Genomic DNA, 12766 nt, shown 5'->3' on the forward strand with positions numbered 1-12766 from the left:
CTCAGGCACGCCGGTGCACCAGCCGGCCCGCGACCACGGTGACCAGACAGGAACCGTCGTTGCCGAACACGGCCGCGTTGGCCCGCCCGCCGCTGACCAGTTCCGGCGGCCGGTTCGGCGTCGAGGGTGGTCCGCACCAGCGGGGCGGTGTGCAGGGTGAGCACGGTCAGTTGGGGGTGACCGGCCCCAGCACCGGGCGCTTCGCGGTGATGAGGTCCCCGGACGAGCGGCCGGTGAGCCTGCGCTTGATCCACGGAGCCAGGTGCTGGCCGGCCCAGCGCAGGTCGGCTGCCCGGGCGGCCAGCCACGGGGTCGGCGCGGGGCGGGGCGGCACGATCAGCCACTCCTCGTCGCAGCCGACGCCGAGCGCGGTGAGCACCTGCGCGGCGACCCGCCGGTGCCCGGCCGCCGACAGGTGCAGGCGGTCGGTGCTCCACAGCATCGGGTTGAGGTAGGTGTCGTCGGCGTACAGGTCAACCAATAGCGCGCCGTGCCGCTCGGCGACCTCGCCGACCGCCTGGGTGAGCAGGGCCATCCTGGGGGCCACCAGGCGCTGCCCGGGAAGCCGGGCCATCACGTCGGCGAACCTGAACAGAATCACGTCGGCGCCGCCGGCCCGCAGCTCGCCGACCACGGTGTCGAAGCGCGGCACGAAGGTGTCCGCGTCGAAGGTGCGGCGCAGCACGTCATTGCCGCCGGCCGCGAAGCTGATCAGGTCGGGCTTCATGTCCAGGGCGGCCGGCACCTGCTCGGCCACGATGTTGGGGAACAGCCGGCCCCGGATCGCCAGGTTGGCGTACCCGAAGTCGGGACCGGCCTCGGCGGCGAGCCGGCTGGCGACCAGATCAGCCCAGCCGCGGTAGGTGCCGTCCGGATACGCGTCGTCCATGCCCTCGGTGAAGCTGTCTCCCACCGCCACATAGCTGCCCCAGCGCACTGCGCCTCCCTCTGGCGACCCGGCAGAGTTGCGACCATCAGTTTGTCACCACGCCCGGTGGCGCAGCTCCACCCCGACGGGCGACGTGGCGGAGGTCATCGCCGCCCACCCGGCGACAGGGGCCGGACGAGCTGTTCGCGCTCGTCCGGCCGCTGTCGGCATCGACTACTCGTAGCAGTCCTGGTCGGCGTACTGCAGGGCGACGGAGGACACCTTGTCGTCCTTGATCGCGATCCGGTAGACCGCGTCCGGGTTACCCGGCACCGGAACGACCCCGCGAGCGTTGTCACCGGCGGCCGGCGTCCAGCTCGGGTACGACTGGACCACGCTCTGGCGGGACGAGCCCACCCCGATCCCGTCGACCGTCTGAACACCCGACGACGGCACGATCGAGGCAACGCCCAGACGGGTCGAGAACCAGACGGTGCCCCCTTCGCCCGTCAGCTCGGCACGGGCAGGACAAGCCTCGCCGGCCGGACCAGCGCCCTCGATGTCCTTGATCATGCCACTGGCTCGCGCCTCCTCCTTCGACATGCCCAGCTTGAGCGCCCCAAGACCGTCGGGACCCAGCCTCAGCGCCGGCTTGCCGGGCGGGGTGGCGGGGTCGTAGGCCAGCAGTTTCGTGTCCCGCACGGTGGCCGGCTCGGCGACCGCGCCGAGGGTCTTGAAGTCGCTGCCCAGCACGGTGATGCCGGTCGCCCGCTTGACCAGCACCTTGTTGTCGGCGGTGAACAGGACGCTGTGGATGTCGCCCCCACCCGGAAGGTCGACGACCTTGCTGGTGGCGGTGTCGACCACCGCGAAGCTGTCGTCGCGGTGCGGCGGGTCGGTGCCCTCCCGGCCCACCGACACGTACCGGCCGTCCAACGACACGCTCTGCGCCTCCCAGCCGCCCCAGTGCTCGGCCTCGGGCTGGGGCGGCGTGTAGGAGTACTGCCGCGACTTCGTCCCGTTCGTCACGTACGGCTTGCCGTCCGCCACACCCGCCAGCCAGGTGCCGTCGGCGGACCAGCAGGAGTAGGCGTTCCTGCCCAGGTCACCCTCGACCGGCTTGCCGGCCACCAGGTCGAACAGCAGCGGCTCCCCGCTCTTCCGGTGGGCCATCAGCCGGTCGCCTCCCTGCCACAGCAAGCTGTGCGTACCGAGACAGTTGATCTGCTTGGCCAGGGTCCGCTGCCCGGTGCCGTCGATCGACGACGTGACGAGGGTGCCGGACGTCCGGTCGTCGCCGTCGTCCCGCACCCACGCCAACCGCTTCCCGTCCGGCGACACGGTGATGCTGTTGCTCGTACAGGCCCCCTCGTCGAAGGAGATCTGGTGGACCATCCGCTCCGAGCCGCCCCGGACGGCGTGGATCCGAGCCTTGTTGGACCTGATCTCGAGGTAGTACCGGGTGCGGCAAGGACGGAGATCGACTTCGCGGGGGAATTGGTCGGCTCGACGGTCGGGTCCGGGGTCGGGGTGACCTCGACCTGCGGCGCGGTGACGGTGGCCGACGGGCTGGCCGGCTGTGGTGCGGGCCCCTGCCCGTCGGGTCGGATGGCCAGGGCGGTGCCGGTCGCGGCGGCGATCATCACCAGGGCTGCGGCCGAGGTAGCGATGGCCCGCTGGATACCGAGCTGGCGAGACGTACGCAGCGCCCGGTCCCGCAGGTCGACCGGGGTAACCTCGCCGGCCAGATCGGCCAGGTCGAACCGGAACCGGTCCTCGTTCATCGGGCACTCCCTTCCATGACATAGAGCTCGGCGAGTTCCGGAGCAACGGCGCGTAGCTTCGCCAGCGCCCTCGAGGTCTGACTCTTGACGGTAGTCAAGCGTTGGTAGAAGCCAGTGTGATCGGGCGCTGAAATCCGACACTCGGCCTCCTTACTGTCAGAGTGACAATAAGGCTATGGTCGATTCATGTCTGACGATCGTTGGGTTCCGCCGACCGTTCTTCTTGCGGTTGACCTCGTCATCCTCACTTTGCGGGAGTCCTGTCTTCATGTGCTGTTGATCGAGCGCGGGGTTAAGCCCTATCAGGGCGCGTTGGCCCTGCCTGGTGGTTTCCTCGGCCACGAGAAGGAAGACCTCGTGGCGGCTGCCCATCGAGAGCTCGCCGAGGAGGCGGGCTTGGGGCCGGATCAGTTGCACCTCGAACAACTTGGTGTCTACGGTGCGCCGGATCGTGACCCCCGAGGGCGGGTGGTCTCCGCGGCTTATCTGGCCATCGCCCCTCGGCTACCCGAGCCGGTCGCCGGTACCGACGCATCCCGGGCGTGTTGGACGTCGGTGGAGCAGGCGTTGTCTGGTGACGCGCAGCTCGCCTTCGATCATGAGCAGATCCTGACCGATGGGGTCGACCGTGCGCGGGAGAAGTTGGAGCGCTCGGCGCTTGCCACCGCCTTTTGTGGTCCGACCTTCACGATCTCGGAGCTTCAGGACGTCTACGAGGCGGTGTGGGGCGTGCCGCTCGATGCGCGGAACTTCTACCGGAAGGTGCAGAGCGTGGACGGCTTCATCGTCCCCGCCGGGCCGAGTCGCAAGACCGATGGTGGGCGTCCCGCTCGGCTATTCCGTCCCGGGCCTCGCACGACTCTTCACCCTCCGATGATCCGACCTCTCAGCCAGGCAGACAGGGAGACAGCGTGAGCACGAACAGCGGTCTCGTCGTGATCCTCATGGCGCTGGACCTCGAATACGCAGCGGTCCGCGACCAACTGACCGACCTACGTGTACGGCGGCACCCCGCCGGCACCCGCTTCGAGGTCGGCCGGATCGGCCAAAGCGACTGCCGGGTCGCCCTGGGGCTGGTCGGTAAGGGCAATCATCCGGCTGCGGTGCTCGCCGAGCGGGCGATGGCCGAGTTCTCCCCGGCCGCTGTGCTGTTCGTGGGGGTCGCCGGTGGCCTTTGGCCCAACATTCGACTCGGTGATGTCGTCGTCGCCAGCAAGATCTACGCCTACCACGGCGGCACCAGCGAGGACGACGGTTTGAAGGCCCGACCGAAGGCGTGGGAGATCCCCCACGAGGCCGACCAGATCGCCCACCACGTCGACAGGTCCGCCGCGTGGCGTCGTGGTCTTCCCGTAGGCGCAGCGCCCAGAGTCCACTTCGGTCCAATTGCCGCAGGGGAAGTGGTGCAGGACTCGGGAATCTCGGAACAGGCCCGCTGGATCCGCCAGCACTACAACGACGCGGTAGCGATCGAGATGGAAGCGGCCGGTGTGGCCCAGGCGGGCCATCTCAACCGTTCCCTGCCCGTGGTGGTCGTGCGCGGCATCAGCGACCACGCGGACGGCAGCAAGGCAGCCACGGACGGACAGGACTGGCAACCGAAGGCCGCACGCCATGCCGCCGCGTTCGCCACCGCACTGGCGCGAGAACTGATCATCGACGGGCCGGCCAGCCGAGGCGGCGCGGACCGGGACGGGAGCCCCACGATGCCAATGACCAACCGCAACATCGCCACCGGGAACGCCCACGTCGGGGTGCAGGCCGGGCAGATCTACGGCAACGTCACCGTCGGCGCTGGCGCCGATCAGCCGATCGACTTGGCAGCGAGCATCGCGGACCTGCGAACTCACCTCAAGCAGGCCCACCTCGACGGACAGTTGGACGAAGAGACCTACGCCGCCGCAGAGGCGGAACTGGAAGCGGCGACGGCATGCGTCTCGGCGGGCACACCCGAGAAGAAGAGCGGCCTGATGGTCGCGCTCAAGCGGTTGCGGGGCCTGGTCGCCGACGTGTCTGAGCTGGCCGCGCGGCTCGCGGCGATCATCGCCGTGGTGCGGGATCTGTGATGACGACTCCGACCGCGAACAACGTCGCCCAAGGAGATGCGCATGTCGACGTACAGGCAGGCGTAGTCCACGGTGACATCAACTTCTACCGGCTGCCGCCAAGCCCGAGTCCGGAGCAGCAATTCGCCTTCGCGCTGAGGTATCTCGACGCGCGGGTTCGTGATCAGGCGCGCGAGCTCATCGAAGAGGCGGTCGCAGGTGGGTATGTGACCACGGAGGTCCAGTTCTACCGGCTGATCGCCCTGTTGAGCGGACGTACCCTGCGCCAACTCGCCCCCGAGGAGCTGGATCGCCTCACCGCCATCTGCGCCAGCCTGCCCCATCTCGACGACCATGACGAGTGGACTGCGGGGTTGAAGGTAATCATCCACCTCCTGGCCCCGGTCAGCGCCGCTGAGACAGACCTCGTGGTTAAGGAAATCGACGCGCTGAACCGGCGTCAACGCGACGGGATCTACGGCCACCTCGAGGCACTACTCGAAGGCGCGATGCAAGAAGAGATGTGGCGGAAGTCCGTCGTCCTGGCGGACTCGCAGCGCACGGCGGAGGACCGATTCAACCGCGTCTGGAAGTTCTTTCACCCCACACCCGCGCAGCCTCGGACCCTACCGGTGCAACCCGCTGCTGTTGCGCTGCGCGACTGGCTACGCGCCGGCGCCGGCGCGGCCGTGTTCACTCTCGCCGTGGTGCAGATGATCGTGCTGGTGACGGCCCGCGGCACGCTCGACCCGTTCCTCGGTCTCCTCGCCGCCCTGGTCGGACTGGCCGCGTTTTGCGTCGGTGGGGCGGACCGGTACTACCGCGGAACACGGCTGCGCGCAAAGGAAGCCCAGATCCGTCCACCCCGGCAGCGGCGACGAGATGCACCACCGGGAGGCTTCGTCCGCAAGGTGGACCGGCCCTTCGACCGCTACTTCCGCCGGTACGTGCCCGAAGGAACCGACCGAGCCTACTGGCTCGACCAGACGGCGGGGATCCGGCGGCACCTCCGCGACGAGGTCGTCGAGCTCTACCGGGAACAGCGCATCGACGCCGAACGGGTCGCCTGGCTTGTCCGACACCTGGTGGGAGATGTCCGAGGGCAATGGGACCGAGACACGCTGACGTCGTACCGCCAGCAGCTGCGTAACCCCGCCAGGACCACGGCCCTCCACGTCGGCGGACTGGCCCTCCTTGCGGCAGGGAGCCTCTGGGCCGTTCTTGCCGTCGTGACCAGCGCCCCCTTGTCCGGCACAGGCTGGTTCCTGCTCGCGGTGGCGTCCGCGGTGCCGGCGGTGCGCTCGTCGTTCCGGATCGTCGCCGAGCATCGCAGGGTCGCCGACGACGATGCGGAACGCAACGACAAGGACACGGCCCGCTGGGCGGCATACCGCCGGTGGTGCCACAAGCTGTCCGACAAGCCGTCGGACACCGAGATGGCCACCTGGCTGGAAAGCGACCGCAAAGTCCTGGTCGACCAGGCCATGCAGCAGTACCGACTCCGCCCCAGCCAGGTAATCGCCCACGCCTTCATCGAGGCGCCGGCACCCTCCTGCAAAAAGGCCCGCTACCCGCAAGGACCATGGCGGTACTCCCGGTACCGCCTGCTGCTGTTTCTCCTCACCGACGACGGCGTCCGGCAGGTCAACATCGATCTCGACTTCGAAACCTCCGCAAGCCGCACCACCCAACGGCTCAACTACCGTTTCGACGCCGTCGCCGCCGTACGGATCGACGGCATCGCCACCCGACAGCAGACCTTCGAGCTGACTCTGTTCAACGGAGAACCCATCTCAATCCGAGTGAGCGATCCTGACAACGGGACGCTCCAGCACGACGAGGACCCCACCAAGATCGCTGAGCTGTCGCTAGACGCCGCCGGGCTCAGTCACACCCTGCACGTCCTCGAAGGCATCGCCGCCGAAGGCAAGGAATGGGTCAAACACCGACGCCACCGCGCAGACGAAAGGCTCGCCAACCTCGCGAGCGCCACACGCGGGCTGCTCGACTAGCGAGGGCGGCATAAACACCATCGCGTAGATTGGGTAGGAGTAGACCTATTTTGATGGTGCATCTTCCCGGTGCCGACGGTGACGCCAAGCAGGTCTGCGGCCTCGACCTCGGAGCGGTCCTCGAAGAACCGCAGCACCAGCACAGCCCGCTGCTTCACGGAGAGCCGGGCCAACGCGATCCGCAACGTGATCCGCAGCGTGGTCTGCTGCGCATGGTCGGGGAACGAGTCGCCAGAGCGGGGCTGGGGCAGGTCGCCCGGCATCGACTCGGCCACCCGGCGACGTCGCCACCAGGAAACCTGCAGGTGATACATGGTCTTGCGGGTGTACGCCTCGGCGTTCCCACTGTGATGCAGCCGGTTCCACGACCGGTGCGTACGGGCGAGAGCCGACTGGACGAGATCCTCGGCCAAATGTTGGTCACCGGTCAGCAGGTACGCCGACCGTAGAAGCGCGGACGTCCGGGTCCGGACGAACGAGTCGAACTCAGTCAGCAGAGGGTCCACACGAGCCGATCCTTGGGGTGAGGCGGTCCATCATCGTGACGCCTACCCAGACGCCACTCCAAGCCGAAAGGGTTGCCGGCACCACGAGATCAACCCGTCGGGCGCCGATCGGCATCGGCGCACCCGAGCGTTCAGCCGGAGAAGGACACAGCTCCCAAGGATCGCTACTCAGTCCGGCGCGTACGCCAGCAGCGTCAACGGCCGGACACTGGCCGGCTCGGTGGCCTGGCCGATGGCCTGGAGCCGGGAGTCCAGCACGGTGATCCGGTCCGGCGTCCGTACCAGGATCCGGCGGTCCGCCGTGAAGTGGATGCTGGTCACCTCACCCTCGACGGGCAGGTCGACCACCGCGAAGCTACCGTCCATCCGGGCCGGTTGGGTGTCCTTCCAGCCGACCGCGACGTACCGGCCGTCCATCGACACGCTCCGGGCCGCCCAGCCGTTGTACCGCTGGGCCTCGGCCCACGGCGGGGTGTAGTGGTAGGTACGGTTGCCGTCGGGACCGGTGACGTGCGGCCCTCCCGCCGAGACCGCCGCCAGCCACCGGCCGTCAGGCGACCAGCAGTGGTCCCGCTCCGGGCCCGGATCGCGGTCCACAGGCCTGCCCGCCGCCACATCCAGCAGCAGGAAGGCGCCCATCCGCTGCCGCACCAGCAGCCGGTCCCCTCCCTGCCACACCAGAGCGGTGCTGCCGAGGCAGTTGACGCCGGTCGCCAGCGTCCGTTGGTTCGAGCCGTCGACGTCGGCGGTCACCAGCGTGCCCATCCCGGTGGCGTCGCCGCCACGGACCCAGGCGAGCCGCCGAGCATCGGGGGAGACGGTGATGCTGTTCGCCACACACGGGTTGTCGGCGAGCGGCACGCTGACCACCACGTCGGCATCGGCGGTTCCCGCCCGGACGGCGTAGACGGTGGCAGCCCGGCCGGTCAGGCCCAGGTGGTAACGGGTGCCGAGGCGCAACTCAGGTAGCACGGACGGCGGTGGCACCGGTGCGTGATCAGTCGTGGGTGACGGTGCGACCAGCGACGGGGTGTCGACCGGCACCGGCGCCGCCACGGGCGCCCGGGAAGTGAGCGCGAACGCGACCCCGGTGGCCAGGCCGACCGGCACGGCGACCACGGCGACGGTGGCGATCGCTCGCCGGGCGCCGAACCGCCGGTCGGCACGCCGAGCCGAGCCCTGCCCGTGGACCGGGCCGGCCACGTCAGCGGGGCCGACGAGGTCGAGCCGGAAAGCATCGTGGTTCATCGGGCGATTCCTTCCAGGACCGGTCCTTGGGGGTCCGGTGGCGCATGTCCTTGACGCTCCCTTTACGTCAGCTCCCTGCGGCGGGTTGCAGTGTTCGGCAGGAATGCCTCGACCGAGTGACAAACAACCCGCCGCTCCGGATGGCGCGGCCGTACGCTGCGGCAATGCTGCTACGGATGTCGACCCTGCTGCTGCGGACCCGGCGGACGCGGAGGTGCCGAGCCACCGGCTGCTGCTGCGCGCCGGCTACGTCCACCGCGCCGCCCCGGGCGGGTACACCTGGCTGCCGCTGGGCAAACTCGTCCTCGACCGGGTCGCCGAGGTGATCCGAGCCGAGATGCTCGCGATCGGTGACCAGGAGGTGCACTTCCCGTCGCTGCTGCCGGCTGAGCCGTACCGGACCAGCGGGCGGCGGACGGAGTACGGCGACGACATCTTCACCCTCGCCGACCGCAGGGGCGCCGAGTACCTGCTCGCCCCGACCCACGAGGAACTGGCGGCGCTGCTGGTCAAGGATCTGTTCACCTCGTACCGGGACTTCCCGGTGACGCTCTTCCAGGTGCAGACGAAGTTCCGCGACGAGGCACGGCCCCGGGCCGGTCTGCTGCGCGGGCGTGAGTTCCTGATGAAGGACGCATACTCCTTCGACCTGGACGAGGTGGGTCTCCAGGCCGCCTACGACCGGCACCGGACGGCATACCAGAAGGTCTTCGAACGGCTCGGCCTCGACTTCACCATCGTGCACGCCATGTCCGGGGCGATGGGGGGCTCGACGTCGGAGGAGTTCCTGGCCACGGCCGAGGTCGGCGAGGACACCTACGTCGGCTGCACGGTGTGCGACTACGCCGCGAACACCGAGGCGGTCACCACACCCGCCCCGCCAGCCGACGACCCGGAGGGGCGGCCGGCGACGGAGGTGCACGACACCCCGGAGACGCCGACTATCGCCAGCCTGGTCGACCTGGCCAACACCCGTCAGCTGGCCGGCCGGGACGACTGGGCCGCAGGCGACCTCCTGAAAAACGTCGTTCTCACGGTCCGCCGGCCAGCCGTCGCGGAGACCGAACTGCTGGTCATCGGCGTGTCCGGCGACCGGGAGGTCGACCTCAAGCGGGTCGACGCCGCGCTCGCCCCGGCGACCGTCGCCGTCTTCGGTAACTGGGCGGACCACCCCGAGCTGGTCCGCGGCTACATCGGACCGCAGGTCACGGCCAAGCTCGGTCTCCGCTACCTGGTCGATCCCCGGGTGGTGCCCGGCACCGCGTGGCTGACCGGCGCGAACGAGCCCGGCCGGCACGCGACGAACGTCGTCTGCGGCCGGGACTTCATGCCCGACGGCATGATCGAGGCCGCCGAGGTCCGCGCCGGGGACCCCTGCCCGGCCTGCCCCGCCGGTGAGCTGACCCTGCGCCGGGGCATCGAGATCGGGCACATCTTCCAGCTCGGTCGCCGCTACACCGACGCGTTCACCGTCGACGTACTCGGCCCGGAGGGCAAGCGGGTTCGGCCCACGATGGGCTGCTACGGCATCGGCGTGTCCCGGGCGGTCGCGGCGATCGCCGAGCAGCATCACGACGAGCGGGGCCTCGTCTGGCCGGCGGCGGTCGCGCCGGTTGACGTACACCTGGTGGCGGCCGGCAAGGGGCCGCAGCTGAAGGCGGCACTCGACCTCGGCGAGCGCCTCGTCGCGGCCGGTTTGCGGGTGCTGGTGGACGACCGAACCCATGTCTCCGCCGGGGTGAAGTTCACCGACGCGGAGCTGATCGGCATCCCGCGCACCGTCGTGGTCGGCCGCCGTCTCGCCGACGGGTACGTCGAACTGCGCGACCGGGTCACCGGCGGGCGCGGCGATCTGCCGATGGACGGCCTCGTCACATTCCTGGTCGACGAGGCGCGTGGAGTGTAGTCAAGGCATGACGGGGTATCGCATCCCGATCGGCCTGATCTCTTGGAGGCTCTCATGACCGGTTACCGGGTCAGCGACGCGATGACGAAGCGGGTCATCTACCTGCCGGCGGAGACCACCCTGGACGAGGCGGCCAAGGTGATGAAGGAGGCCGACATCGGCGACGTGATCGTCACCGAGGGGGCCACGCTCGCCGGCATGCTCACCGACCGGGACATCGTCATCCGGGCGGTCGCCGAGCGGAGCGACCCGGCCAGCACCACGATCGGTTCGATCATCACCCGCGAGGTCGTGATGATCGAGCAGAACTGCACGGCGGGTGAGGCTGCGGCGCTCATGCGGGAGCGGGGCGTCCGGCGTGTGCTGGTCTGCGACAACGAACGGAAGCTGGTCGGGATCGTGTCCCTGGGCGACCTTGCCATGCAGCTTGACCCTCAGTCCGCCCTGGGGCGGATCAGCGAACAGGCCCCGACGGTGTGAACGGACCAACCAGCTCCGGGTGCTCCGGCTCGGCTCGCGTTCAGGTCAGGCACCACGCCGCCGGTAGCCTGGCAGGATGCCCGAGATGCCGACCCGGCTGGCCGAGATCGTCGACGAGTTCTCCGCCGCGCCCCGCGACGTCGTTCTGGAGATGCTGCTGGAGTACGCCGACGTCATCCCGCCGCTTTCCCCCGAGTACGCCGACCGCGAAGGCATGGAGCAGGTTCCGGAGTGCCAGACCGCGTTTTTCCTACGCGCCCGCGTCACGCCGGACGGGACCGTCGAGGCGCTGTTCGACTGCCCGCCCGAGGCGCCCACCACTCGTGCCTTCGCCGGCATCCTCGCCGAGGGGCTCGCCGACGCCACCCCCGAACAGGTGCTGGCCGTACCCGAGGACCTCTACCAGCGGATGGGGCTCGCCCAGGCGATCAGCCCACTGCGGGTTCGCGGCGGCACGGCGATCCTGGCCCGGCTCAAGCGGCAGGTCCGGGAACAGACGGAGTGATCCGCGAGTTGTCACCCGACGTGGAGATCGAGATCTACGCCGACGTGGTCTGCCCCTGGTGCTACATCGGCAAGCGCCGGCTGGAGCAGGCACTGGCGTCGTACGACGGTGACGTGGCGATCCGCTACCGGCCTTTCCAGCTCGACCCGACACCGGTGCCGGAGCCGCTTCCGGTGGTCGACGCGCTGGCCGCGAAGTTCGGCGGCCGGGAACGCGCGACGCAGCTGGCCGACCACGTCACCCGAGTGGCCGCCGGCACGGGACTGAAACTCGACCTCGGCCGCGCCGTCACCGCGAACACCTTCGACGCCCACCGGTTGGTCTCCTGGGCCACCGAACGCGGGCGGGCCGCCGACATGATCGAGGCACTCTACCGTGCCCACTTCACAAACGGCGTAGCCGTCGGTTCGCACGACGTGTTGGCCGCACTGGCCGGCGAGGTCGGCTTGGACACCGCCGAGGCGCGGGCGTTCCTCGACTCGGACGAGCGGGTCGCCGAGATCCACGCCGATCTGGCCGCCGCGCGGCAGCTCGGCGTCACGAGCGTCCCGACTTTCGTACTGGCCGGCAAGTACGCCCTCAGCGGCGCCCAAGAGCCGGAGACCTTACTCGCCGCCCTGACGGAGGTACACCGTCGCGAGTCCGGCTGACAAATATTGACGATCATCATGTTTCACGTGCAACGTAGCCGATGATCGCTTGGCCGGGCGCCAAGAATGCCCCTCTCCTCCACCGGCGGCGTCACGTGGGGTCTTCCGTGCACCTCAACTGCCGGCGAGGAAGCCGTTCTCGCGGAGCAGGGTGCGATCCCGGGCAGCGGCGGACTCCTCGGCGCGCTCGGCTTGGATCCGGCGCGCCTCCATCTCTTCCAACGCGTGCCGGATCGCGAGCCGGATCACGCCGTAGAGGAAGACGAACCCGCCGACGTACAGAATCACGGTGGTCACCAAGGCAAACATGGCGCCACGGTAAACCGAATGTGAACCGTCGAAGGTTCACTGTTCGTACGTTCACCCGTACGTGTCCGTCAGGCGCTCCGACCAGAATCCGGATGCCCTCCAGGATCGCCCCGGTGATCGGGCGACCGTGCCAACTCCCGGCGCAGCCGGCCGGGGACGCGCACCGGCACCCGCGGGTTCCGCACCGAACCCGGCAAGAACCCCCCGGGCAGGAGCCGGGACTCGCTGACCAGCAGGCCCCGACCAGCCCCGACCGGCCAGCGCTCCGGCGGCGAGCCCACGCTGCTGCCCCCCGATGTGCAACAGTGCGGAACTCGCCCCGGTGCCGCCGAGTACAGCCGAGCCGGATCGGAGCACCGGCCGGACGACCCTTCGGCGGTGCCGTGCCGATCGCGTAGCGCCACCGGCACGGCACCCGTCCAACGTGCGACCTCAACCGCGGTTGAGGTCAAG

12 protein-coding genes and 2 pseudogenes are annotated in these 12766 nt (G+C 69.5%); 8 read left to right on the top strand and 6 right to left on the bottom strand.

The genetic code is table 11. The annotated features are described in order from the left end of the window. Nucleotides 1–166: 166 nt before the first annotated feature. Together QTQ03_RS19470 and QTQ03_RS19475 are read right to left on the bottom strand one after the other, a co-directional pair. A complete protein-coding gene (locus tag QTQ03_RS19470; RefSeq protein WP_289279294.1) occupies nucleotides 167–937 on the bottom strand; it encodes an SGNH/GDSL hydrolase family protein in 771 nt (256 codons plus the stop codon). A gap of 165 nt (nucleotides 938–1102) precedes the next feature. After that, nucleotides 1103–2263, bottom strand: coding sequence for a hypothetical protein (locus QTQ03_RS19475; RefSeq protein WP_289279295.1), 1161 nt, complete (start codon nucleotides 2261–2263; stop codon nucleotides 1103–1105). Between QTQ03_RS19475 and QTQ03_RS19480 the strand changes: the two genes are divergently transcribed. Further along, nucleotides 2255–2671 (top strand): hypothetical protein, encoded by a 417-nt coding sequence (locus QTQ03_RS19480; protein ID WP_289279296.1) that lies wholly within the window; start codon nucleotides 2255–2257, stop codon nucleotides 2669–2671. The two genes, QTQ03_RS19475 and QTQ03_RS19480, sit on opposite strands and share 9 nt — an antisense overlap. Here QTQ03_RS19480 and QTQ03_RS30370 read toward each other — a convergent pair. Further along, a pseudogene (locus QTQ03_RS30370) lies at nucleotides 2649–2744 on the bottom strand (SigE family RNA polymerase sigma factor); the annotation flags it as partial. The gene QTQ03_RS19480 and the pseudogene QTQ03_RS30370 overlap by 23 nt on opposite strands. Before the next feature lie 94 nt (nucleotides 2745–2838). On the opposite strand from QTQ03_RS30370, the gene QTQ03_RS19485 reads away from it, so the two are divergent. From QTQ03_RS19485 to QTQ03_RS19495, 3 genes are read left to right on the top strand one after another with little or no spacing between them, the layout of a single operon-like run. Then, on the top strand, nucleotides 2839–3567 hold the full coding sequence (locus QTQ03_RS19485; protein ID WP_289279297.1) for an NUDIX hydrolase: 729 nt from the start codon (nucleotides 2839–2841) through the stop codon (nucleotides 3565–3567). Continuing rightward, entirely contained in the window at nucleotides 3564–4718 is a 1155-nt protein-coding gene (locus QTQ03_RS19490; protein WP_289279298.1) for a 5'-methylthioadenosine/S-adenosylhomocysteine nucleosidase family protein, read from the top strand. The genes QTQ03_RS19485 and QTQ03_RS19490 overlap by 4 nt, the downstream gene beginning before the upstream one ends. Beyond that, complete coding sequence (locus QTQ03_RS19495; protein ID WP_289279299.1) at nucleotides 4718–6709, top strand: hypothetical protein; 1992 nt, start codon at nucleotides 4718–4720, stop codon at nucleotides 6707–6709. The genes QTQ03_RS19490 and QTQ03_RS19495 overlap by 1 nt, the downstream gene beginning before the upstream one ends. Here the strand turns inward: QTQ03_RS19495 and QTQ03_RS19500 are convergent. Continuing rightward, on the bottom strand, nucleotides 6706–7215 hold the full coding sequence (locus tag QTQ03_RS19500; RefSeq protein ID WP_289279300.1) for a SigE family RNA polymerase sigma factor: 510 nt from the start codon (nucleotides 7213–7215) through the stop codon (nucleotides 6706–6708). The two genes, QTQ03_RS19495 and QTQ03_RS19500, sit on opposite strands and share 4 nt — an antisense overlap. A 168-nt stretch (nucleotides 7216–7383) precedes the next feature. Further along, nucleotides 7384–8463 carry a hypothetical protein gene (locus QTQ03_RS19505; protein ID WP_289279301.1) on the bottom strand — a complete coding sequence of 360 codons (1080 nt, stop codon included), beginning with the start codon at nucleotides 8461–8463 and terminating at the stop codon, nucleotides 7384–7386. 164 nt (nucleotides 8464–8627) lie between these two features. Here QTQ03_RS19505 and QTQ03_RS19510 point away from each other — a divergent pair. The 4 genes and pseudogenes from QTQ03_RS19510 (at nucleotide 8628) to QTQ03_RS19525 (ending at nucleotide 12004) form a co-directional block, all read left to right on the top strand. Then, nucleotides 8628–10369 (top strand): annotated as a pseudogene (locus QTQ03_RS19510) (proline--tRNA ligase). Between the two features lie 54 nt (nucleotides 10370–10423). Next, nucleotides 10424–10849 carry a CBS domain-containing protein gene (locus QTQ03_RS19515; RefSeq protein ID WP_289279302.1) on the top strand — a complete coding sequence of 142 codons (426 nt, stop codon included), beginning with the start codon at nucleotides 10424–10426 and terminating at the stop codon, nucleotides 10847–10849. A 76-nt stretch (nucleotides 10850–10925) separates the two neighbouring features. Then, nucleotides 10926–11354: a SufE family protein gene (locus tag QTQ03_RS19520; protein ID WP_289279303.1), complete on the top strand. Its 429-nt coding sequence runs from the start codon at nucleotides 10926–10928 to the stop codon at nucleotides 11352–11354. 20 nt (nucleotides 11355–11374) lie between these two features. Further along, nucleotides 11375–12004, top strand: coding sequence for a DsbA family oxidoreductase (locus tag QTQ03_RS19525; protein ID WP_289279304.1), 630 nt, complete (start codon nucleotides 11375–11377; stop codon nucleotides 12002–12004). 114 nt (nucleotides 12005–12118) lie between these two features. Here QTQ03_RS19525 and QTQ03_RS19530 read toward each other — a convergent pair whose 3' ends face one another. Continuing rightward, the gene (locus tag QTQ03_RS19530; protein WP_289279305.1) at nucleotides 12119–12313 is read right to left on the bottom strand and encodes a hypothetical protein; all 195 of its coding nucleotides are present in this window, start codon (nucleotides 12311–12313) and stop codon (nucleotides 12119–12121) included. Nucleotides 12314–12766: the final 453 nt, after the last annotated feature.

This window comes from Micromonospora sp. WMMA1363 (assembly GCF_030345795.1).
Classification (GTDB): domain Bacteria; phylum Actinomycetota; class Actinomycetes; order Mycobacteriales; family Micromonosporaceae; genus Micromonospora.